The sequence below is a fragment of the Pseudomonas sp. RC3H12 genome, assembly GCF_018596375.1.
GTDB lineage: Bacteria > Pseudomonadota > Gammaproteobacteria > Pseudomonadales > Pseudomonadaceae > Aquipseudomonas.
Map to the genome: position 1 here is coordinate 3,034,955 of NZ_CP075595.1, position 22,627 is coordinate 3,057,581.

At 64.4% G+C, this 22,627-nt stretch carries 22 protein-coding genes; 7 read left to right on the forward strand and 15 right to left on the reverse strand.

The genetic code is table 11. The features are described from left to right. Window positions 1–6 precede the first annotated feature (6 nt). The 7 genes from KHO27_RS13820 to KHO27_RS13850 all read right to left on the reverse strand — a co-directional run bounded on the left by KHO27_RS13820 (window position 7) and on the right by KHO27_RS13850 (window position 4,921). Window positions 7–801 (reverse strand): DUF4892 domain-containing protein, encoded by a 795-nt coding sequence (locus tag KHO27_RS13820; RefSeq protein WP_214500379.1) that lies wholly within the window; start codon window positions 799–801, stop codon window positions 7–9. A 102-nt stretch (window positions 802–903) separates the two neighbouring features. Further along, window positions 904–1,758 carry an alpha/beta hydrolase gene (locus tag KHO27_RS13825; protein ID WP_110704429.1) on the reverse strand — a complete coding sequence of 285 codons (855 nt, stop codon included), beginning with the start codon at window positions 1,756–1,758 and terminating at the stop codon, window positions 904–906. Then, the gene (locus KHO27_RS13830; protein ID WP_111533207.1) at window positions 1,755–2,543 is read right to left on the reverse strand and encodes an alpha/beta fold hydrolase; all 789 of its coding nucleotides are present in this window, start codon (window positions 2,541–2,543) and stop codon (window positions 1,755–1,757) included. Before KHO27_RS13830 ends, KHO27_RS13825 begins: the two co-directional genes overlap by 4 nt. A 103-nt stretch (window positions 2,544–2,646) precedes the next feature. Next, on the reverse strand, window positions 2,647–2,985 hold the full coding sequence (locus KHO27_RS13835) for a hypothetical protein (protein WP_102684721.1): 339 nt from the start codon (window positions 2,983–2,985) through the stop codon (window positions 2,647–2,649). Between the two features lie 96 nt (window positions 2,986–3,081). After that, entirely contained in the window at window positions 3,082–3,540 is a 459-nt protein-coding gene (sixA, locus tag KHO27_RS13840) for a phosphohistidine phosphatase SixA (RefSeq protein ID WP_111533206.1), read from the reverse strand. Continuing rightward, window positions 3,537–3,884, reverse strand: a complete 348-nt coding sequence (locus KHO27_RS13845) for a DUF4389 domain-containing protein (protein ID WP_038706498.1) — start codon at window positions 3,882–3,884, stop codon at window positions 3,537–3,539. The genes sixA and KHO27_RS13845 overlap by 4 nt, the downstream gene beginning before the upstream one ends. 11 nt (window positions 3,885–3,895) lie before the next feature. Next, complete coding sequence (locus KHO27_RS13850; RefSeq protein ID WP_038706499.1) at window positions 3,896–4,921, reverse strand: NAD(P)H-dependent glycerol-3-phosphate dehydrogenase; 1,026 nt, start codon at window positions 4,919–4,921, stop codon at window positions 3,896–3,898. 146 nt (window positions 4,922–5,067) lie between these two features. Here KHO27_RS13850 and KHO27_RS13855 point away from each other — a divergent pair, with 146 nt between their 5' ends. From KHO27_RS13855 to fabB, 5 genes are all read left to right on the forward strand, one after another. Beyond that, window positions 5,068–7,215: a TonB-dependent receptor plug domain-containing protein gene (locus tag KHO27_RS13855; protein WP_178082054.1), complete on the forward strand. Its 2,148-nt coding sequence runs from the start codon at window positions 5,068–5,070 to the stop codon at window positions 7,213–7,215. Then, the gene (locus tag KHO27_RS13860) at window positions 7,215–8,105 is read left to right on the forward strand and encodes an ABC transporter substrate-binding protein (protein WP_214500380.1); all 891 of its coding nucleotides are present in this window, start codon (window positions 7,215–7,217) and stop codon (window positions 8,103–8,105) included. The genes KHO27_RS13855 and KHO27_RS13860 overlap by 1 nt, the downstream gene beginning before the upstream one ends. Further along, window positions 8,102–10,030, forward strand: coding sequence for a response regulator (locus tag KHO27_RS13865; protein ID WP_214500381.1), 1,929 nt, complete (start codon window positions 8,102–8,104; stop codon window positions 10,028–10,030). Before KHO27_RS13860 ends, KHO27_RS13865 begins: the two co-directional genes overlap by 4 nt. 206 nt (window positions 10,031–10,236) lie before the next feature. Further along, window positions 10,237–10,752, forward strand: coding sequence for a 3-hydroxyacyl-[acyl-carrier-protein] dehydratase FabA (gene fabA, locus KHO27_RS13870; protein WP_102684717.1), 516 nt, complete (start codon window positions 10,237–10,239; stop codon window positions 10,750–10,752). A gap of 11 nt (window positions 10,753–10,763) precedes the next feature. Continuing rightward, complete coding sequence (gene fabB / locus KHO27_RS13875; protein ID WP_046854777.1) at window positions 10,764–11,981, forward strand: beta-ketoacyl-ACP synthase I; 1,218 nt, start codon at window positions 10,764–10,766, stop codon at window positions 11,979–11,981. Between the two features lie 72 nt (window positions 11,982–12,053). Here the strand turns inward: fabB and KHO27_RS13880 are convergent, their stop codons facing one another. Continuing rightward, window positions 12,054–13,679 (reverse strand): methyl-accepting chemotaxis protein, encoded by a 1,626-nt coding sequence (locus KHO27_RS13880; protein WP_110704441.1) that lies wholly within the window; start codon window positions 13,677–13,679, stop codon window positions 12,054–12,056. A gap of 114 nt (window positions 13,680–13,793) precedes the next feature. Further along, a complete protein-coding gene (locus KHO27_RS13885; protein ID WP_111533204.1) occupies window positions 13,794–14,801 on the reverse strand; it encodes an amidohydrolase family protein in 1,008 nt (335 codons plus the stop codon). Between the two features lie 109 nt (window positions 14,802–14,910). On the opposite strand from KHO27_RS13885, the gene KHO27_RS13890 reads away from it, so the two are divergent. After that, entirely contained in the window at window positions 14,911–15,774 is an 864-nt protein-coding gene (locus KHO27_RS13890; RefSeq protein WP_214500382.1) for a pirin family protein, read from the forward strand. Between the two features lie 32 nt (window positions 15,775–15,806). Here KHO27_RS13890 and KHO27_RS13895 read toward each other — a convergent pair whose 3' ends face one another. The 4 genes from KHO27_RS13895 to KHO27_RS13910 form a co-directional block, all read right to left on the reverse strand. Continuing rightward, window positions 15,807–16,532: a dienelactone hydrolase family protein gene (locus KHO27_RS13895; RefSeq protein WP_110704447.1), complete on the reverse strand. Its 726-nt coding sequence runs from the start codon at window positions 16,530–16,532 to the stop codon at window positions 15,807–15,809. Window positions 16,533–16,633: 101 nt separating this feature from the next. After that, entirely contained in the window at window positions 16,634–18,541 is a 1,908-nt protein-coding gene (gene htpG / locus KHO27_RS13900) for a molecular chaperone HtpG (protein WP_110704449.1), read from the reverse strand. A 94-nt stretch (window positions 18,542–18,635) separates the two neighbouring features. Beyond that, entirely contained in the window at window positions 18,636–19,094 is a 459-nt protein-coding gene (locus KHO27_RS13905; RefSeq protein WP_110704451.1) for a PaaI family thioesterase, read from the reverse strand. After that, window positions 19,091–19,567, reverse strand: coding sequence for a PaaI family thioesterase (locus KHO27_RS13910; RefSeq protein WP_214500383.1), 477 nt, complete (start codon window positions 19,565–19,567; stop codon window positions 19,091–19,093). The genes KHO27_RS13905 and KHO27_RS13910 overlap by 4 nt, the downstream gene beginning before the upstream one ends. A gap of 136 nt (window positions 19,568–19,703) precedes the next feature. Between KHO27_RS13910 and KHO27_RS13915 the strand changes: the two genes are divergently transcribed. After that, a complete protein-coding gene (locus KHO27_RS13915; protein WP_046854770.1) occupies window positions 19,704–19,979 on the forward strand; it encodes a hypothetical protein in 276 nt (91 codons plus the stop codon). A gap of 67 nt (window positions 19,980–20,046) precedes the next feature. On the opposite strand, the gene KHO27_RS13920 is transcribed toward KHO27_RS13915, so the two are convergent. Together KHO27_RS13920 and brnQ are read right to left on the reverse strand one after the other, a co-directional pair. After that, window positions 20,047–20,796, reverse strand: coding sequence for a DUF599 domain-containing protein (locus KHO27_RS13920; RefSeq protein WP_110704455.1), 750 nt, complete (start codon window positions 20,794–20,796; stop codon window positions 20,047–20,049). Between the two features lie 218 nt (window positions 20,797–21,014). Further along, window positions 21,015–22,328 carry a branched-chain amino acid transport system II carrier protein gene (gene brnQ / locus KHO27_RS13925; protein WP_046854768.1) on the reverse strand — a complete coding sequence of 438 codons (1,314 nt, stop codon included), beginning with the start codon at window positions 22,326–22,328 and terminating at the stop codon, window positions 21,015–21,017. Window positions 22,329–22,627 lie beyond the last annotated feature (299 nt).

Here is a 22,627-nt window from a genome sequence, read left to right on the forward strand (position 1 = left end):
CCTCACTCAACGGATCAGTTCCAGGTGCAGGCCTTCGGTCAGAGCATCGCCCACCTCCAGCCGGGCGCTGCGCACGCCGGCCTTGACCAGTTGCTCGCGCCAGGCTTCGGCGCCCTTGCCACTGAGGCTGGCGCGCAGGGTGCTGTCGAGGTTCAGGCTGCGGGCCAGCAGCGTCGCCCAGGCGACCTGGGGCTCGGCCAGGTCAGGGTAGTCGAGCTTGCCGGTGTCGCGCAGTTCGCGCAGCACCGTGGCGGCGGTGGGCAGCAGCTCGCCCAGCGGGTTGCCGGCGACGAACTCCTCGACATGCAGGTAGGCGCGGCGGTTGCCGCGCGTCACGCTGTACAGCGCCACCAGGGTGTCGGCTTCTTCGGCGGAGCGGCGCAACAGGATGAATGCCTGCTGTTCGTCACCACCATTGAGGCGGGCGTTGGCGAACACGTCGTTGGCCCACAGGCTGGCCTCGCCGCAATCGCGGCCCTGGCACCAGAACAACGGGTAGCCACCGTCCTGCTGCAACGCCTCGCGGGCGCTGGTGAAGGCTTCGCGGGCGCTGCGCTCGACCGGTAGCTCGTAGGTCACGGAACTCACCTGGCCGCGACTTTCGACTTTGTCCTCGACCCGTAGCCGGCCGCTGATCTTGCGCAGCGGACCCATGGGGTAGACACGCTCCTGCTCCACTGCCGGGCGTTGGTCAACCACCTTGGCGTCGGGTGGTACCGGCAGGCTGCCGGCCCAGAGCAAGGGGCTGGCGATGGCGAGGCAGGCGGCGACGGCGCCGCGAACGAAAACAGGTGCGCTCATCGACCGCCCTCGCAGGTGGCGGGGCAAGGTGCGTGGATGTCTGGCATGTACATGGTTGTCTCCCTTTCAACCCGCCAAGCCTCGACACTTGTCCGGTGCAAGTCAAGGAATGCCAAAGAAGCGATTGAAACAGTCTGCGACAAGGGCCGCGCCCTCGGCGTCGTTCAGGTGCAGATGGTGCCCGCCCGGCAGGATCACCTGCTCGAAGGGTAGCTGCTCCAGCAAATCCGTGTGGCGCGCCAGCATGCCGTCGGCGGCCACCACCAGGCAGGCCGGGCAGGCGATACGCTTGACGAAGGCCATGGCCTGGTCCTGGTTCAGTCGGGTTGGTGAAGGCAAGGTAAGGCGGCTGTCGCTGCGCCAGCTGTAACCGCCGGGCACCGGCATCAGGCCGCGCTGGGCCAGCAGCTCGGCGGCTTCGCGACTGACCGCGACCATGCCCTTCATACGCGCCTCGACGCCCTCCTCCAGGGTCGGGTACACCGACTTGCGCTTGCCCTCCAGGCGCAGCTGCGCCTGCAAGGCCAGCCCCAGGCGCTCGGCAGCGTCCTGTTCGCTGAGCGTCGGTGGGATCACCCCGTCGATCAACGCCAGCTGACTGACCCGCTCGGGCAAGGCACCGGCCAACTGCACCGAGATGATCGCGCCGAGCGAATGGCCGAGCAGGCCGAAGCGCTCCCAGCCCAGTTGCTCGGCAACCCGCAACACGTCGTGGGCGTAGTCGGCCAGGGCATAGCCGGCACCGACCGGGCGATGCTCGGAGTAGCCATGCCCGGCCAGGTCCAGGGCGACGATGCGCAGCCCCTTCAGTTGCGGCGCCAGACGGGCGAAGCTGTTGGCGTTGTCCAGCCAGCCATGCAGGGCGATCACCGGCAGGCCGTCGGCCGGGCCGAACAGGTGCGCGGCCAGCTCGATATGGCCAAGTGTCAGGCGGATCTCCTCGACCTGGGCGCTCATGCCTGGCTCCAGCGCTCGAACAGGCCCTTGATCAGGCTGGCGGTGTCGGTGGGCCGCTCCAGCGGGAACATGTGCCCGCCCGGCAGGCTGTGATACTCGCCCATGGCCATGCCGCGCACGGCCAGGGCGTGGTGTTTGCGGATCACCCGGCTCTGGGCGCCACGCACCATCGCCAAGGGCACCTGCAACTGGCGAGGCCTGGCTGGGCTTACATGCGGAATGCTGCGGTAGATGCTGATTTCGGTGGCCGGGTCGAAGCGCAGGCGCAGACCGTCCTCGTCCTGCGCCAGGCCATGCTCCAGGTAGGCTTCCAGGCACTCCGGGTCGAAGTGGCGGAACAGGGTCTTGCCGGTAAAGTAACGGCGGGCACTGTCGCGGTCGGGAAAGGCCTCGCGCCGGCCCAGGGTACGCCCGGCCGGAGTGATGCGGTCGATGAAGCCCAGGCGCTTGGCGGCCTGGATCAGCCATTCGTCGGCGCGGGTCAGCACCGGAGAATCGAGCATCACCACCCCGCGGTAGAACTCCGGGCAACGCAGCGCCGCATGCAGGTGCAGCACGCCGCCGAGGGAGTGGCCGACGCCCCAGACCGGCGCATCCTGCTGCTCAAGGTGATGCAGCAGCTCGTCCACCAGGTTCTGCCAGTTGTCGTTGACCGGAAAGCGCGGATCGTGGGCGTGCTGTTCCAGGTGATGCACCTGGTAATCCGGCGCCAGCGCGGCAAACAGCTTGCCGTAGGTGGCCGAAGGGAAGCCGTTGGCGTGGGCGAAGAAGATCTGCTGCGACATGGCCGCCTGCTCTGCACGGGGATGGATGGCCCATTGTCGGCAAGCGATCGGCTGGCGGCAACGTCCTGAACGGTCATCGCCAGTGACGATCAGGTCATCGCGACTAGAAGCTGGCCATCGAACGGTGCAGGCAGGCACGCATGTAGGCCAGTTGCCACTCGAGGGCTTCGCGGGCCAGCTGGCAGTCCTGCTGGGTTTCCACCAGCCGGCGCAGCGCCAGGCAACTGGATTGCAGCAGGTGCGCCATGCGGATGCCGGACTGGCGCAGTTGCTCGAGCTCGTACTGGCCTTCGAAGCGGCGCAGCAGCTGGTCAAGCTTGGCATCGGCACAGTCGCGCAACAGGCAGTACTCGGCGAAGTCCAGCGCAGCGGGGCTGTCCAGCTTGTCGATCACGCTCTGGGGATTGACGGAGCGCACCAGCTCCAGGCGTTGCCTGCTCATCCATGATTCCTTGCGCGGCGTTGCGATCATGCACGCCGCCACGCTAAGGCCCGCACCACCCGAACGGCAACTGGCATAAATGCCAGTTGCCAGGTGTCAGCCAGCGTGGTTGAGGCTGCGCAGGGTCATCAGGCCGGCCAGTGGCCAGTCGCCCTCCAGCTCGGCCAAGCTGGCCGTGCTCAACGGTGCAGGTTGCTGGCCATGGCCGTGCTCAAGCTGACCAACCAGGTTGCCCACCAGGGGTTGGTGGCTGACCAGCAGGACATGCTCGAGCCCCAGGCGCTCGATCTCGCCGATCACCTGCTGCACGTCGCTCTCTGGCGTCAGCCACGGCACGGTACACACCGGCTCAGAAAAACCGAGGGCGCCGTGCACCAGGGCGGCGGTCTGCTGGGCACGCACATAGGGGCTGGCGATGATTGCCTGCAACGGCTGGCCCAACAGGTGCGCGGCACTGCGCAGCACCTGCTCGCGACCGTGCGCTGTCAGGCGCCGCTCGGCGTCGCTGTTGGCCCTTGGCTCGGCCTCGCCGTGACGCAGCACCCAGAGCTTCACAGCTTGGGCTCCTCGTCACGCACCGGGTGTGGCGCCGGGGCGACGGCGTGGGGCGCTTCGCCTTCCGGGGTGCGCGGGGTCGGCCAGTCGGCGAACGGCCAGGGTTTCTGGTCGCTATGGAAAGTGCCGAAACGGCCGATCTGTGCCAGGTACTGGCTCAGGCTGTCACCGAAGTTCATCAGGCTGGCGCTGGGCGCGCCGTAGATCAGGCGGTAGATCAGTTGCACCAGCACCAGGCCGCCAAGCAGCAGCTCGGCCAGTTGCCAGGCCACCAGGAACACCAGCATCCACAGCACGCGCAGGATGATCGACTCGCGCTGGGCGCGCTCCGGGGTATCGTTCATACGTTTCTCCCTCAGTTGAAACCGCTGGTGGAAATGAAATCGACATCGGTCTTCGGCTCGGCGCGCATCAGGTGCTCGATCACCTGGTTGAGCGTGCGGCCTTCGAACAGGATCGCGTGCAGCCCCGCCACCAGCGGCATGTATACGCCCACTTCCTGGGCCTTGGCCTTGAGCACCTTGAGGGTGTTGACGCCTTCGGCCACCTCGCCCAGGCGGCTGACCGCCTGCTCGAGGCTCAGGCCCTGGCCTAGCGCATGGCCGACCTGGTAGTTGCGGCTCTTGGGCGAGGAACAGGTGACGATCAGGTCGCCAACCCCGGCCAGGCCGAGGAAGGTCATGGGGTTGGCGCCCTGGCTCACGGCGAAGCGGGTCATCTCGGCCAGGGCCCGGGTAATCAGCATGCTCTTGGTGTTCTCGCCCATCCCCAGGGCCACGGCCATGCCGGCGATGATGGCGTAGACGTTCTTCAACGCGCCGCCCAGTTCGACGCCGAAGCGATCGCTGCTGGCGTAGACACGGAACGTGCGGCCATGCAGCACGGCCTGCACCTGCTGGCACAGCGCTTCGTCCTCGCTGGCGACCACGGTGGCGGTCAACGCATGCTCGGCAATCTCGCGGGCCAGGTTGGGGCCTGACAGCACGCCGATGCGTGCCTGGGGGGCGATCTCTTCGAGGATCTGGCTCATCAGCTTGAAGGTGTTCGCCTCGATGCCCTTGGTCAGGCTGACCAGGCCCTTGCCACGCAACAATTCGGCGTGGGGCGCCAGCACGCTGCGCAAGGCGCTGGAGGGCAAGGCGACGAAGATCAACGCGCTGCCCTGCAGGGTGGCGAGCAAGTCGTTGACCGGTTCGACGCCGTCATGCAGGCGGATGCCCTTGAGGTAACGCGGATTCTCGCGGTCGACGCGCATTGCCTCGGCTTGCGCCGGGTCGCGCATCCACTGCCGCACCGGATGGCCGTTCTGTGCCAAGAGGTTCGCCACGGCGGTGCCGAAGCTGCCGCCTCCAAGAACTGCAACAGGTTGCTGTTCAGTCATATCCAATCCGTTAACCAATAAAGTAAGTGGCGACGTGCGCATTATACGGCGCGCATGCGCCAGAGCCAGTGGCAGTACCCGCCCATTCGCAGGGCGGGCCTGTCATGGTGTCGCGGTCACTGGCAAAAGCCGCACGGTCGGTTAACATGCCTGATTCATTTCTGAAACAAGGCCGTTTCGTGTTCCCTGGCACGCCCCCGTACCCCCGCCTGCTGTTGCTGACTGCCCTGCTCGGCGGCCCGGCCGTGGCCGATGACCTGTTCATCGACAATCAGGATCTGCCGCAGGTTCTGACCGCCACGCGCCTGAAACAATCCCCGGCGGCGGTTCCGGGCAGCATGACCGTGCTCGACAACGAGCTGATCCGTGCCAGCGGTGCCCGCGACATCCCCGAGCTGCTGCGCCTGGTACCGGGCATGATGATCGGCTACGGCGCCGGCAACCAGCCGACGGTCAACTACCACGGCAGCAACGTCAGCGACGCCCGGCGCATGCAGGTGCTGATCGATGGCCGCTCGGTGTACCGCGCCGGCCTGGCCACGGTGGACTGGAGCGACATCCCCGTGGCCATCGAGGATATCGAGCGCATCGAGGTGTTCCGCGGCCCGAACACCGTCAGCTACGGCGCCAACGCGCTGATGGCGGTGGTCAACATCCTCACCCGCAACCCGGCCGACAGCCACGGCACGCGGGTCAAGCTGACCCGCGGCCAGGACGGCATCAACGATTACTACGCAAGCCAGGGCTTCGGCTGGGACAGCGGCGACCTGCGCCTGTCGCTCTCCGGCCAGCAGGACGACGGCTTCGACCAGGACCAGTTCGGCCGCGACTACCGCGACAGCCGCCGCGCCAATCGCATCAACATCAATGCCGTGCATACCCTGGCGCCTGACCAGACCCTGGAATGGCAACTGGCGGCCAAGGAAGGCAGCAACCAGCGCCCCTACACCTACCAGCCGGTGTTCGGCAACTACCGCGCTGGCGACAACGCCGATGTCAACGCCAAGGACTACGCCGGCTCCGTGCGCTGGAACCTCGACCTCAACCCCGAGCACAGCCTGTATGTGCAGGGCTCGGCGCAGCATTTCGACCGCCAGCAGGTGTGGCGCGCCTGCGATGCGGCAATTGCTTTCAGCCCCGAACTGACACGCCTGTGGCAGCTCGACCCGAACTTCGCCGAGAAGGTCGCGCGCAACCTGTACACCGGCAACCTGCCCAGCACCAGCGATCCCGTGCTCGGCTCGCTGATGGGCCAGGTGCAGAACCAGTGGGCCAGCGGTGGCCGCAACACGATCTGCGGCGACGTCGACCAGAGCACCCGCGAAACCCGCTATGACCTGGAAATCCAGGACACCCTGAGCCTCACCGACAGCCTGCGCCTGGTCAGCGGCATGAACTACCGCTACGACCGCGCCGATTCGCAGACCTATTTCAACGGCAGCATCGACGACCAGACCTGGCGCCTGTTCGGCCAGCTCGAATGGCGCGCCGACGAGCACTGGATCCTCCAGGGCGGCGCCATGTACGAACACTCGCAGCTGTCGGGCAACTCGCTGACCCCGCGTGTGGCGGTGAACTACCTGATCACCCCTCGCCATGGTTTGCGCGCGGTGTATTCCGAGGCCATTCGCTCGCCGGACATGTTCGAGAACAATGTCAACTGGAGCTACACGGTCAAGAACCTCTCGCCCAATCTGTACGGGCTGCAGAACGGCGAATATTTCGTCAAGACCCGCGGCCCCGGCAACCTCGACCAGGAACGCATGCGTTCGCGAGAACTCGGCTACAACGGCGCCTTCAGCGACATCGACCTGAACGTCGACGTGAAACTGTTCTACGACGAAATCACCGGCATGATCAGCGAGCCGTTGAAGAACAACCAGTTCATCGCCAGCAACGCCAACAAGGCCCGTTTCAGCGGCAGCGAGGCGCAGTTCGACTGGCGCGCCACCCAGCGCGACCGCCTGCGTCTAACCTATGCCTATGTCGACGCCTGGGCCAGCAACCCGGCCGATCGCCGCCTGAGTGCGCGCAACAGCGGCTCGGCCGGCTGGTTGCGCGACTGGGGCGAGGGCTGGTCCAGCGCCCTCTTCTATTACGGCGACGATGCCCTCAACCAGTACCGCTACGAGCGGGTCGACCTGCGCGTGGCCAAGCGCTTCAAGATCCACGGCAGCAACCTGGAACTGGCCGCGCTGTGGCAGCAGCGCCTGGATGACGAACCGGTCACCCTCGAGCAGAACCGCTATGACAGCCGCCACCGCCTGAGCGTCAGCGCGGAGCTGGAGTTCTGATGGTGCGCCTGCTGCGCCTGCTGCTGTTGTGCCTGTGGCCCTTGGGATCGCTGTCGGCCAGCGAGATCCTGCTGGTCGGCGGCGAAGACCAGCCCGGCATCCGCAGCTTCGTCGCAGCCCTGGAAAAGCGCAGGCCCCACGACCAGGTACGGTTCCAGACCGTCGAACAGTTACCTGGTCCGGGCAAGCTCAAGGCCGACACCCGCCTGGTGCTGCTCGACATCCCGGCCCTGGAATGGCGCCTGACGGAGGCAACCGGGCCATCGGCACTGGCGCTGCGCATCAGCCGGGTCCAGGCCGAACAACGCCTGGGCGTGTCGCGCCCCGCCTACCTCACCTTGCTGTGGAGCGACCCGCCCCTGGCCCGGCAACTGCGCCTGGCCCGCTACCTGCTACCGCAGGCGCGGCGCATCGGCGTGCTGTATGGCGAACACAGCCGCTTCCTGCTCGACGAGCTGCGCCAGGCAGCCCGCCCGCTGGGCCTGGAGATCGTCGCCCAGGACTGGCCCGACGTGCGCGACAGCCGCCCCTTGCAGCAGTTGCTGAACAACAGTGATGTGCTGCTGGGGCTGGACGACCCCGAGCTGTACAACTCCAAGTCGGCCAAGAACGTGCTGCTCAGCAGCTATGGCCGGCAGATGGCGCTGATCGGCCCGAACGTCGGCTTCGTCCGCGCCGGCGCCCTGGCCAGCACCTACAGCGACCAGGACGATTGGCTGGCGGTGCTCGAGCAGTTGCTCGACCAGCCACCGGCGCGCTGGCCGCGCAGCCTCTACCCCACGCACTTTGGTGTCAGCGGCAACCAGCAAGTGGCCCGCGCCCTGGGCCTGGAAGCGATCGACCCGGACGCCGCCGCCCTGGCCCTTGCCGAAGGAGCCCCCACCCCATGAGCAAGCGCCTGAGCTGGGACATCCACACCCGCACCCAGATCATCAGCCTGGGCCCCGCCCTGTTGCTGACCCTGCTGCTGATCAGCTTCTTTACCTTCGTACGCATCCAGGACTTGCGCCAGGAGCTTAACCACACCGGGCAACTGATCGCCAACCAGCTGGCACCGGCGTCCGAGTACGGGGTGATCTCGGGCAACAACGAGGTGCTCGAGAGCCTGATGCGCGCCACCTTGAGCATTCCCCACGTGCGCTTTCTCGAGGTGCAGGACAGCCGCAACCATATCCTGGTGTACGTCGAGCAGCCCGATGAAAGCCTCAGCCGCGCCCAGCGGGTCGAGGTGTTCCAGGCACCGATCCGCCTGCAGCAGATCCGCCTGGACAACGACTTCCTGCAAGGCAAGACCCCGCCGCCAAACATCGGCGACGACTACCTGGGGCGGGTGATCGTCGGCATGTCCGACGATGCCTTCAGCCAGCGCCAACAGGAGATCGTGATCAAGGCCGCAATCCTCGCATTGTTCGCCCTGCTCTTCACTTTCCTGCTCGCCCGGCGCCTGGCCACCAGCCTCTCCAGGCCGATCAGCGAAATGGGCCATGCGGTCCGCGCCATCCAGCAGGGCGACTTCAACGCGCCCCTGCCGGTGGTCGACGACAGCGAGCTGGGCCACCTGGCCCAGCACATCAACAACCTGGCCAGCGCTCTCGACCAGGCCGCTCATGAACAACAACAGGCCATGGGCCAACTGATCCAGGCTCGCGAAGAGGCCGAGCAGGCCAACCGCGCCAAGTCGGACTTCCTGGCGATGATGAGCCACGAGCTGCGCACCCCCATGAACGGTGTGCTGGGCATGCTGCAGTTGCTGGAAACCACCGAACTGACCGGCGAGCAGGCCGAATACACCGCGGTGGCCAGCGAATCCACAGGGCACCTGCTCAAGGTGATCAACGACATCCTCGATTTCTCGCGGATCGAACGCACCACCCTCGAGCTTGAGCACATCGATTTCAACCTCGGCGACCTGATCACCAGCAGCGTGCAGTCATTCCTGCACACCGCCCAGCAGCGCAACCTCGACCTTCGCCTGCAACTGGCCCCCGGCATGAACCAACTGCTGGTGGTGGGCGACCCGACGCGGATCCGCCAGATCCTGCTCAACCTGGTGGGCAACGCGCTGAAATTCACCGAGCGTGGCGAAGTGGCGATCGAGGCGCGCTGGCAAGTGCTCGACCGCCAGTTGATCTGGCTGACCTGCACCGTGCGCGACACCGGCATCGGCATCGACAGCAACCGCCTGGAGATGATGTTCGTGGCCTTCCAGCAGGCCGACAACACCATCTCCCGCCGCTACGGCGGCACCGGCCTGGGTCTGTCGATCGCCCGCACCCTGGCCGAACGCATGGGTGGCCAGCTGCGCGGCGAAAGCCGTGAAGGGCTGGGCTCGACCTTCACCCTGGAAATGCCGCTGGCACTGGCTGGCGCCGCCAACGCCCTGACCGGGGCCGCGCCAGCGCAGAGCCCTGCGGCTGCAGGCGGCGGGCGGATCCTGCTGGTGGAGGACAACCCGGTCAACCAGAGCGTCATCGAGGCCATGCTGCGCAGCCTGGGCTTTGAGGTCAGCCTGGCCATGGACGGCGCCCAGGCGATCGATCTGGTCGACCAGCAACGGTTCGCCGCGGTGCTGATGGATTGCCGCCTGCCCCAGGTGGACGGATACGAGGCTACCCGTCGCATCCGCCTGCTGCCCCACGGCGAAGGACTGCCAATCATCGCCCTGACCGCCAGCGCGCTGCAGGGCGACCGCGAACGCTGCCTGGCCGCCGGAATGAACGATTACCTGAGCAAGCCGTTCAAACGTACCGACCTGCAGCGCATCCTGCGCCGCTGGTTGCCCGGTCAGGCAGTTGCGACTGGCGATAAATGCTAAAGTGCGGCAGTCTTAAAGACTGGACAGGACCGCCCCAGGGCCGGAAAATAACATTTCAGTGCACACCTGTACTTCTTTTGCCAGGTGCGCTGTGACTTTCACCACAACGCAATAGTCTACCTGTAGGCTGCCGCCTCGAATGCAACGCGCTTCGGGCCGGCCGGGAAGATTCGTCCCCTGCCGCAGGGGGTTATTGAGGAGCTCGCATGACCAAACAACACGCCTTTACTCGGGAAGACCTGCTGCGCTGCAGTCGCGGTGAGCTGTTCGGCCCCGGTAATGCGCAACTGCCCGCCCCGAACATGCTGATGGTCGATCGCATCACTCATATCAGCGAGGAAGGCGGCAAGTTCGGCAAAGGTGAATTGGTCGCCGAGCTGGATATCAATCCGGACCTGTGGTTCTTCGCCTGCCACTTCGAAGGCGACCCGGTGATGCCAGGCTGCCTGGGCCTCGATGCCATGTGGCAACTGGTCGGCTTCTTCCTCGGTTGGCAGGGCCTGCCTGGCCGTGGCCGTGCGCTGGGTTCGGGCGAAGTGAAATTCTTCGGCCAGGTACTACCCACCGCCAAGAAAGTCACCTACAACATTCACATCAAGCGCGTCCTCAAGGGCAAGCTGAACATGGCCATCGCCGATGGCTCGGTCAGCGTCGACGGGCGCGAGATCTACACCGCCGAAGGCCTGCGGGTCGGCGTGTTCACCTCCACTGACAATTTCTAAGGGTTATTCGCATGCGCCGCGTCGTTATCACTGGTCTGGGCATCGTTTCGTGCCTGGGCAATGACAAAGAGACCGTCACCGAAAACCTGCGCAACAGCCGTCCGGGTATCCGTTACAACCCGGAATATAAGGAAATGGGGCTGCGTAGCCAGGTTTCCGGTTCCATCGACCTGAACCTCGAAGAGCTGATCGACCGCAAGGTCTACCGCTTCGTCGGCCATGCCGCGGCCTACGCCTACCTGGCGATGCAGGACGCGATCAAGGATTCCGGCCTGAGCGAAGAGCAGATCTCCAGCCCGCGCACCGGCCTGGTTGCCGGCTCCGGCGGCGCTTCCACCCTGAACCAGATGGAAGCCCTGGACACCCTGCGCGAAAAAGGCGTCAAGCGCGTCGGCCCCTACCGCGTCACCCGCACCATGGGCAGCACCGTGTCGGCGTGCCTGGCCACCCCGTTCAAGATCAAGGGCATCAACTACTCGATCTCGTCGGCCTGCGCCACCTCCGCACACTGCATCGGCACCGCCATGGAGCAGATCCAGTGGGGCAAGCAGGACATCGTCTTCGCCGGCGGCGGTGAAGAGGAGCACTGGAGCCAGTCGTTCCTGTTCGATGCCATGGGTGCCTTGTCGACCAAGCGCAACGAAACCCCCGAGCTGGCCTCGCGCGCCTACGACGCCGACCGTGACGGTTTCGTCATCGCCGGCGGCGGCGGCATGGTCGTGGTCGAAGAACTTGAGCACGCCCTGGCCCGTGGCGCCAAGATCTACGCCGAGATCGTCGGCTACGGCGCAACTTCGGACGGCTACGACATGGTCGCCCCAAGCGGCGAAGGCGCAATCCGCTGCATGCAGCAGGCACTGTCCACCGTCGACACCCCGATCGACTACCTGAACACCCACGGCACCTCTACCCCGGTCGGCGACGTCGCCGAGATGAAGGGTGTGCGTGAAGTGTTCGGCGACAAGGCACCGAAGATCAGCTCGACCAAGAGCCTGTCCGGTCACTCGCTGGGCGCCGCAGGCGTGCACGAGGCGATCTACTGCCTGCTGATGATGGAAAACAACTTCATCGCCGGCTCGGCCAACATCGACGAGCTGGATCCGGAAGTCGCGGACCTGCCGATCGTGCGCAAGACCGAAGACGCCAAGCTCACCACCGTGATGAGCAACAGCTTCGGCTTCGGCGGCACCAACGCCACCCTGGTGCTCAAGCGCTGGGAAGGCAAGTGATCGGCTGACACGCTGAACGAGAACGCCCCGACTTAGGTCGGGGCGTTTTTGTTTGTGCCCCGCGGGGGGGGCTTACACCGAGAAGCGCTGCACCAGGGTATTGAGGTCCACCGCCAGCCGCGACAGGGCCTGGCTCGCTGCAGACGTCTCCTCGGCCCCCGCCGACGACTGATGCGCCAGGTCGCGGATGGTGGTCAGGTTGCGGTCCACCTCGCGCGCCACCTGGGCCTGCTGCTCCGAGGCACTGGCGATCACCAGGTTGCGCTCGTTGATCTGGCCGATGGCCGCGGCGATCGCCTCCAGCGCCTGGCCTGCGGCATGGGCACCGTCGAGGGTCGAACGGGCCTGGGCATCGCTATGCTGCATGCCCTGCACGGCCCGCTCGGCACCGCTGCGGATGGCCACGATCATCTGCTCGATCTCCTGGGTCGAACTCTGCGTACGGTGGGCAAGCGCCCGCACCTCGTCGGCGACCACGGCGAACCCGCGCCCGGCCTCGCCGGCCCGCGCCGCCTCGATGGCCGCGTTGAGCGCCAGCAGGTTGGTCTGCTCGGCGATCGAGCCGATCACATCCAGCACCTTGCTGATGTCGTGTACCTGCTGGGCCAATTGTCCGACCTCCTCGGCATTGCCTGCCACGCCAGTGGCCAACGCCTCGATGGCGGTAACCGTGGCTCGCACCTGTTCGCGCCCGCGCCGAGCGATCTGGTCGGACTCGCGCGAGGCCTCGGAGGTGGCCACCGCGTTGCTCGCCACCTCCTCCACCGCCGCCGTCATCTGATTGACCGCCGTAGCGGCCTGCTCGATTTCCATGCTCTGTTGCTGCAGGCCACGGGTGGCATCCTCAGTGACCGCACTCAGCTCTTCGGAGGCCGAAGCCAGCTGGCTGGCCGAGTCGGAGATCCGCCCGATGGTCTCGCGCAAGCTCAGTTGCATACTCTTGAGCGCCGCCAGCAGGCGCGCCGGCTCGTCATCCCCCTGCACGGTGATCTGCGGGGTCAGGTCGCCGGTGGCAACCGTCTCGGCGACCTTCAGCGACTGGCCGAGCGGCCGCACGATGCTACGGGTCAAGGCCAGGGCGAGCACCACGGTGAGGCTCAGGGCGATCACCAGCAACACGCCGACCCATACCTTCGCGCCGTTGTACACGGCCTCGGCCAGGTCGGTGGCTGAGTTGGCCTGATGATTGTTCAGTTCGATCAGCTCGTTGAGGGTCGCCGTCATCTGGTCGGCCAACTGGTTCATCTCACCGTTGACCAGCGCCGCCGCTGCCTGGACATGCCCATCGGTTGCCAGTTGCACCACCTGCCCCTGCAAGGTCATGTATTGACGCTCGAGGCCCTGGTAGCGGTCGAACAACGTTCGCTCCTCAGGAAGCACGATCAAGGCATCGTAGTGACTCTGAGCCTTGCTCAGGCCACCCTTGACCTCGTCGATGCGGGCACGGTTCTGCTGCTGGGCGGCCGGGTCGGTGTTGACCAGCAGGCGCAGCGTCAGGGCGCGGATGCGCAGCATGTCCTGGGTCATACGGCCCACCGAGATCACGCTCGGCAACCAGTTGTTGTCGACCTGCTCGGACTGCTGGCGCATGTTGGTCATCTGTTGCAGCGCGAAGCCGCCCAGCGCCACTACCAGCAGCGCCATGATGCCAAAGCCAAGGCCGGCGCGCGGCGCGATATTCAAGCGTCTCAGGCTCATTTCCAGGATCCCTCCCAAGCGTGATATTCCGTTGCTTAAAAAAGGTATCGGGCCGCCTGGAAATTGCGTAAGACGAAAAGGCGATATCAAATCGCTATCTGCGCATGAAACTCGTTATTTCGCGCTTTTTGGCAGCAAATCGACAAAATTCCTGCGGCTCACCCGCTCTGCCACCGCTTCTGGCAACGCATCGAGGAAGGGATCGAAAGCGTGCATCTGTTCGCCGATGCTGCCGAAGCGCCCCACCACATCGGAACCGAGCATGAAGCGCTCGGGAAAGCGTTGGACCAACTCGACCCAGGCCTTGCGTGGCACGCCCTGCTCATCCAGCAGGTAGGGCTCGAGCACGCTCCAGGACAGGTCCACGTATAGGTTGGGATAATCCTCTAGCAATCGTGTGAGCACCGGCAGGAGAAAGTCCATGCGTTCCTGATGCCGGTGAATCTCCATGCTGCTGCCAGCATGAGCCCAGATGAAGCGGGTATGCGGATGGTTGCGCAACGGTTCTTCGATTTCCGCCAGGTACAGCGGGTTGCGCTCGCGCTTGGAGGTGATGTTCGAATGCAGCAGCACAGGGAGGTCGCGCTCGGCCGCGAGGTGGTAGACACGGGTCATGGCCTCGTTGTTGGCCCGCGGCGTATCGCCGCTGGTCAGGGCGGTGAGATCGTCATGACGGGTGAACACCTCGCCGATGCCCTGCCACAGCCCCGGATAAAGCTCGAGCATGCGCTCGATATGGTTGACCGCATTCTTGTCCACCGGGTTGAAGCCGGTAAGGAACGGATGAAAGCGCCTGCGCTGCTCGGCAGGCAGTTTCTCCAGCGCGGCGGCGACGTACAGGTCGGTGGCGCTGTACCAGTAGGCATCGGCATCATCGCCTGCGTAGTAGCGCGGACGCTTGGGCTCGTCCTCGTGCCATTTCTTCGCCACCGGAATGCCGGAGATCATCGACTGTTCCACCCCGGCCTCGTCCATGGCCTTGAGCAAAGCCGGCATGCCCTCGGTTTCCTGGAAGAAATCCACGTAGTGCAGATGGGCGTCGCTGTAGCGGTAGTCGCGGGCTTGCGCAGTGTCGAGCAGGCTTGCGCTCAACAGCAGGCAGGCCAATGTGCGGGCAATCATCTCAGGCTCCTTTGCCAGTACCGCAAGAGTAGACCGGGCAGCGCGCGCGACGGTTCAGCCACGGACGGCAAAACGCTATGCTTGCAGGCATCCCTCAAGGAGTGTCGCCATGAGCAGCCCCCTGGTCATCCGCCCACGCGCCGAATCGGTCGAGGGCCAGCCGATCCTGCGTCCGCTGCCCTCGGCGCAGTGCCGCAGCGTAGGGCCTTTCGTGTTCTTCGACCATATGTTGGAAACCGACTATGCACCGGGTCATGGCATGGACATTCGCCAGCACCCGCATATTGGCCTTTCCACCCTCACCTACCTGATCGAGGGTGAAATCCAGCACAAGGACAGCCTCGGCTCGGACCAGCGCGTGCGCCCGGGAGACGTCAGCTGGATGACCGCCGGAGCGGGCGTGGCGCATGTCGAGCGCACGCCGGCCGAGGTGTTCGAGCGCGGCTCGCGCCTGCATGGGCTGCAGGTCTGGCTGGCCTCGCCGAAGTCCGATGAGCAGGGCCCGGCAAGCTACAGCCATCATCCGGCCGACAGCCTGCCGGCCAGTGACAGCCTCGGCGTGCGGATCCGCATGATCGCCGGCACAGGTTTCTGCCTGGCCTCACCGGTACCGGTGCTCTCCCCCACGCTCTACGCTCATGTGCACATGCAGGCGGCCACCACCCTGATCGTGCCGACGGAACACGCACAGCGCGCACTGTATCTGCTCGAAGGCGAGTTGATGCTGGATGACGAGGAAGTCGAGCCATGCAGCCTGATCGTGCTGCCCGAGGGCGAAGAGGTGGTGCTGTATGCCGAGGAAGCGAGCCAGCTGGTGCTGATCGGCGGCGCGCCGCTGGATGGGCCGCGGCGGATGAACTGGAACTTCGTGGCCAGTGACCCGGAATTGATAGAGGCGGCACGGGCGCGCTGGGCAGCAGGGGATTGGCCGGCAGTGGCGGGAGAAAACGGGCGGATCGAACTGCCGCGCTGACGGGGGCCGCTTTGCGGCAGCCCCCTGAACTTTCAGCCTGCGAACACTTCCTTGAGCAAGTTATGCATCGAGCGGAAGGCCCGCTCCGAGGTGCGTCGGTCATACTGCATCTTGCCCGGCACATTGGCGTTCGAGTCGGTGAACGAGTGCACTGCTCCGCCATAGCTGAGCAACTGCCAGTCAACCTTGGCAGCATTCATCTCTTCTTCGAAGGCTGGCAACTGCTCCCGTGGCACCAGTGGATCGGAGGCACCATGCAGCACCAGCACCGAACCCTTGATGCGCTTGGCATCCTCGGGGTTCGGAGTATCCAGCGTGCCGTGGAACGACACCGCTGCCTTCAGATCGGCGCCGGTGCGGGCAAGCTCCAGGGCACAGCAGCCGCCGAAGCAGAAGCCGAAGGTGGCCACCTTGCCAGGCTCCAACAAAGCCTTCGATTGCCCCACCAACTGCGCCAGCGCTTCCTGCATGCGCTTGCGCAGTTCGGCGCGGTCGTTCTTCAGCGGCATCATCGCCGTACCGGCTTCGTCAGCATTGGACGGCCGCACCGACTGGCCATACAAGTCGGCAATCAGCACCACATAGCCTTGCTCGGCCACTTCCTTGGCGATACGTTCGGCGCCCTCGCCGATACCCATCCAGTTCGGCGCCATCACCAGGCCCGGCTGCGGCAGCGCGCCCGGGGCGTAGACCAGGCGGCTTTCGTAAGCCTTGCCTGACAGGTGATAGACCAACGACTCGACGATGACCTTGCTCATTCAGCTCTCCTTGGGCGTTCACGGGTCAGGACAGGATAGATGTATTCGTGGGAACGGCAGACATGAAAAAGCCCGCCGAAGCGGGCTTTTCTTGCCTCAGGTCAAGCCGACAGCTCGACCAGCAGCTTGTTCAGGCGACGCACGTAGGCCGCCGGATCCTTCAAGCTGTCACCGGCCGCCAGGGCCGCCTGGTCGAACAGGATGTGCGAAAGCTCGGCGAAGCGGTCTTCGCTCTGCTCGCCATCGAGCTTCTCGATCAGCGGGTGGCTCGGGTTGAACTCGAAGATCGGCTTGGACTCCGGCACCTTCTGCCCGCTGGCCTCGAGGATCTGGCGCATCTGCAGGCCCAGGTCCTGTTCGCCGATGGCGAGGATCGCCGGCGAGTCGGTCAGGCGGTGCGAGACACGCACCTCGGCAACGCTGTCACCCAGCGCGCCCTTGAGACGCTCGACCAGGCCTTCCTTGTCCTTGGCGACTTCTTCCTGGGCCTTCTTGTCCTCTTCGGAGTCCAGCTTGCCCAGGTCCAGGTCGCCGCGGGCGACGTCGACGAAGGCCTTTCCGTCGAACTCGTTGAGGTAGCTCATCAGCCACTCGTCGATGCGGTCGGTCAGCAGCAGCACTTCGATGCCTTTCTTGCGGAAGACTTCCAGGTGCGGGCTGTTCTTGACCTGAGCGTAGGATTCGCCGGTCAGGAAGTAGATCTTGTCCTGGCCTTCCTTGGCGCGGGCCAGGTAGTCGGCCAGGGCGACGCTCTGCTCGCCGCTGTCGTCATGGGTGGAGGCGAAGCGCAGCAGGCTGGCGATCTTCTCCTTGTTGGCGAAGTCTTCTGCCGGGCCTTCCTTCAACACCTGGCCGAAGTTCTTCCAGAAGCCCTTGTACTGCTCGGGCTCGTTCTTCGCCAGTTTCTCCAGCATGTCCAGCACGCGCTTGGTCAGCGCGGTCTTCATCGAGTCGATGATCGGGTCTTTCTGCAGGATCTCGCGGGAAACGTTCAGCGACAGGTCGTTGGAGTCGACCACGCCCTTGATGAAGCGCAGGTACAGCGGCAGGAACGACTCTGCCTGGTCCATGATGAACACGCGCTGCACGTACAGCTTCAGGCCGCGTGGCGCTTCGCGCTGGTACAGGTCGAACGGCGCGCGGGCCGGCACGTACAGCAGCGAGTTGTACTCCAGCTTGCCTTCGACCTTGTTGTGGCTCCAGGCCAGCGGGTTCTCGAAGTCATGGCCGATGTGCTTGTAGAACTCCTGGTACTCCTCGTCCTTCACCTCGGTGCGCGAACGGGTCCACAGGGCGCTGGCGCGGTTGACGGTTTCCCATTCCTGCGCCGGTTTTTCCTCGCCTTCGGCAGCCTCGCCCTGCTCCTTGGGCAGCTCGATCGGCAGGGCGATGTGGTCGGAGTACTTCTTGACCACGTTGCGCAGGCGCCAGCCATCGGCGAATTCATCCTCACCCTTCTTCAGGTGCAGGACGATGCGGGTACCGCGCTGCGGCTTGTCGACGGTGGCGACTTCGAACTCGCCCTCGCCTTTCGACGACCAGTGCACGCCCTCGGCGGCCGGCAGGCCGGCGCGACGGCTGAACACGTCGACCTTGTCGGCGACGATGAACGCGGAGTAGAAGCCCACGCCGAACTGACCGATCAGGTGCGAGTCCTTTTTCTGGTCGCCAGTGAGGTTCTTCATGAAGTCGGCGGTGCCGGACTTGGCGATGGTACCCAGGTGCGCGATCACGTCTTCGCGGCTCATGCCGATGCCGTTGTCCTCGAGGGTCACGGTGTTGGCGGCCTTGTCGAAGCTGACGCGAATCTTCAGGTCGGCGTCGCCTTCGAGCAGCTCAGGCTTGGCCAGGGCCTCGAAGCGCAGCTTGTCGGCGGCGTCGGAGGCGTTGGAGATCAGCTCGCGCAGGAAGATCTCCTTGTTCGAATACAGGGAATGGATCATGAGGTGCAGCAGTTGCTTTACCTCGGTCTGAAAGCCCAGGGTTTCTTTTTGAGTCTCCACACTCATGGTCTTCAAAACTCCAATCTGTTGGTTGGTGACGCCTGGCGGCCAGCGGGCCGTTTTTTGATGGCGGATGTCCAGCAGATGGGGGCAGCCCTGACTATTTCAAGGGCTTTTCGGGTTCAATCTTGAAATGCGCGCGCGCCGTGGCGATCGGGGTGTCGCGATCGCCCTGCCAGGCGGTAATGGCGACGTTGGTCACCCGCCGCCCCTGGCGCCACAGCTGGCACTGGGCGTAGGTATCGCGGTAAAGGCCGGCACGCAGATAATCGATGGAGAAATCGATGATCTTCGGAATGCTCGCGCTTTCGCTGTAGATCAGCAGGTAGAGCGCCGCAGACAGCTCCATGAACCCGGCGATCACGCCGCCATGGATCGCCGGCAGCAACGGGTTGCCGATATTGTCCGGATTGGCCGGCAGACGGAACAGCAGGTCTTCGCCCTGGCGCTCGCATTCGATACCGATCAATCCGGCATAGGGGATCAACGCCAGCAAGGGCTGGTAATCACCCCGGGCGTGGGCCTGGTTCAGCTGTTGGCGGATATCGGTGGGGATCACGTGCGCCGCTCCATGAGGCTGTTACCGAAGCGGATGCCGCCCTTGACGTCCTGCCCCAGGCGCATGAAGGTGCCGACCACCTGGCAGATCGGTTGCGAAGGGTCATCCTGGTAGGCCGTCCCCCGGGTGAAGATGACATCGCGGGTCACCCGGTAGCACTGGGCATGGCCATAGATGTCCTTGCCCGCCTCGGCCGGGTGCATGTAGTCGATGCGCAGGTCCAGAGTCGGGCACACTTCGAAGCTGGGCAGCGCGCAGAGCGTGGCCATGCCGCAGGTGGTGTCCATCAGCGTGGTCAGCACACCCCCATGCACCGCGCCATTCTGCGGATTGCCGACAATGGCCGGCGACCAGGGCAGCACCAGGGTCATGCCATCGGCGTCGGCATGCTGCACCCGCATCTGTAATACCTGGCAATGTTTCAATGCCGACAGAAAGCGCTCGGCCATCGCCATCAATGGAGTCTCGTTCATTGTCCGCCGCCGCATAAAATGGGTAAAAAGTCTATATAGGCTGGGCAGTTATATATCTGTAACCTGCGTTGAACTTATTCGCCAGGGGCGTACTCGAAGGAACATACAAAGTTATTCCACCCAGGAGAAACACCCCATGCGTAAACCTTTTGCTTTTGCTCTGATGCTGGCCGCTGCCATGGGCCTGGCTGCTTGCGATAAAGCGAGCGAAGACAAAGCCCAGGACGCACAGCAACATGCCGAGCAAGCCCAAGAGAAGATGGGCGAAGCTCAGGATAAGATGAACGACGCCGCCAAGGAAAACGCCGAAGCCGCCAAAGATCAGGCCGAAGCGCAGCAGAAGGCCGCCGAGGAAGCCGCGCCTTCCACTCCAGCGCCGGCCACTGCACCTGCCGAGCCTGCCAAGCAGTAATCTCGCTACATAAAAAAACCCGACACTGTCGGGTTTTTTTATGTCTGTCATTTAAAGCTGAAAGGCTTCAGCCTGCACTATCGGAAGAGTCTCTACTCGCCTCTACCGGTGCACTTTCGGTGGGCGTGAACACCATCACTTCCAGTACATGGGAGTGGAACTCACGGCGATACAGGATGAACACCACGCCCACGCTCATGGCCATGAACAGCCAGGGGCTGATGAACCAGCTCAACATGGCCATGCCGAAGTAATACGAGCGCAACCCCAGGTTGAACTGGTTGGCGGCCAGCGACAGTACCCGCGCCGCCCGGGAGGCGAAAGCCTTGCGCTCGAGTTCGTTGACCTGACGTTCGCCTATCATCGGCGCCGAGCCCACCAACACTGCGGCGAAGTTGTATTGACGCATGCACCAGCTGAAAGTGAAGAACGCATAGACGAACACCGTCGCCAGGCACAGCAGCTTGATTTCCGACATGCCTTGGGACGCCTGCTGCACCAGCGGCAGGTCGGCCAACAGCGACAATGCGCGGTCGGACGCACCGAGCACGGTGAGGATACCGGCAAGAATGATCAGGGTGCTGGAGGCGAAGAACGATGCGTTGCGCTCCAGGTTGCCTATCACGCTGGCATCAGCGATGCGGTTGTCGCGCAGCAGCATGCGGCGCATCCAATCCTCGCGGTAAAGGTGCAACACGCTGGCCAGGCACGCAGTATCGCGCCCCTTCCAGGTGGCATAGCGGGTGTAGCCGCCCCAGCAGATGGCGAACCAGCAGACGGCCAGGAGGTTGCCCAGGTTGCTTTGGATGAAGGTCATGCAGGAATCCCTTTAAAGAGAAACAGACCGGCTTTCGACGCCCGGATTCGTTAAAAGACACGCCATCCAGTAAAAATCGTGGGGCAAGTCGCATCGGCGATAGCGTCGGTCCAGGCCACAAAAAACCCCGCGCCTTTCGGCAGCGGGGTTTCGATATCCACCTTTGACGGGGGCCCTTCGGCTTTTGGCCAGCGCCCCGTCCATCAGGCTTCAATCCATCAGGCCAGCGCCTCGCGCGGCTTGCCCAGCATGCGGTCGCAGACCACGGCGACAGCCAGGGTGACCACCGATGGCACCAGCCAGGCCATACCTTCGTTGCTGAACGGCAGGTGAGCCAGGGCGTCAGGCAGTACGTGGGCGAAGCTGCTGCCCTTGATGGCGTCGACAACGCCGAACACCAGCGACACCAGCATGACCGGGGCCAGGATGCGGGTTGGGGAGTTCCACAGGTCCTTCACGAAGCTCAGGCCCACGACCACGATGCATGGCGGGTAGATCGCCGTCAGCACCGGGATCGAGAACATGATCAGCTTGGTCAGGCCCAGGTTGGAGATCACCAGCGAGAAACCAGCCAGGATCACCACCAGGGCACGGTACGACAGCGGCAGGATCTGGCTGAAGTATTCGGCACAGGCGCAGGTCAGCCCCACGGCGGTGACCAGGCAGGCCAGTGCGATCAGTACGGCCAGGAAACCACTGCCCAGCGACCCGAAGGTGTGCTGCACATAGGCATGCAATACCATCGCACCGTTGGTGGCATCGGCTGCGATGTCATGGCTGCCCGCACCGAGGCGGAACAGGCTGACATACACCAGGACCAGACCCAGGCCGGCAATCAGGCCCGCAATGATGGCATAGCGAGTGATCAGCTTCGGCGACTCGACGCCACGCGAACGGATGGCATTGACGATGACGATACCGAAGACCAGTGCCCCCAGCGTGTCCATGGTCAGGTAACCATCGGAGAAACCTTTGGAGAACGCGGCGGCGGCGTAGGCAGGCTGGGCCTCACCGATCGTGCCGGCCGGCAATGCGAACGCCGCGATGCCCAGCACAGCCAGGGCGATGATCTTCAAGGGCGCGAGGAAACGCCCCACGGTGTCGAGCAACTTGCCCGGGTACATCGACACGGCCAGGACCACGGCGAAGTACACCACGCTGTAGATGAGCAGTGCCAGCGGGCTTTCACCGGTCAGCGGCGCCACGCCTACTTCGAACGACACGGTCGCGGTGCGTGGGGTTGCGAACAGCGGGCCGACCGAGAGGTAGCACACCGCCGCCAGCAGGCCGCCGAAGAACTTGCCGATCGGGCTGCTCAGGGCGTCCATGCCGCCACCGACCTTGGCCAGGGCGATCACGGTGATGACCGGCAGGCCCACGGCGGTGACCAGGAAGCCGAGTGCGGCCATCCATACGTTCGGGCCAGACTGCAGGCCGACGATAGGCGGGAAGATGATGTTGCCGGCGCCTACGAAAAGCGCAAACGTCATAAAGCCAAGCGCCAGGATATCCTGGCCTTTTAACACTTTCATTTAAGGAAATACCACACTGCTGAAATCGGGAGTCGGAGGGGATTTCCCATAGGATGAAGGGAAATGCTGCCCGGCTTGGTGAGCCAGACCCGTTTAGCGTGTCGTTCCCTTTTGGGGTACGGGCACAGAGTGAACGCGTAGCCTACCTGTTTTGCCAGGCAAACGCACTGGCACAGTGCTGCTTGTCCGATGTGCGTATGTGTTTGTCGTCTGGTTGAACGTGTTCGGCGACAATTTATTGCGTATTCAAACGAATGTCTGGGTGAAAACCCTGATAGCGACCACCGAAATTTCCTCAG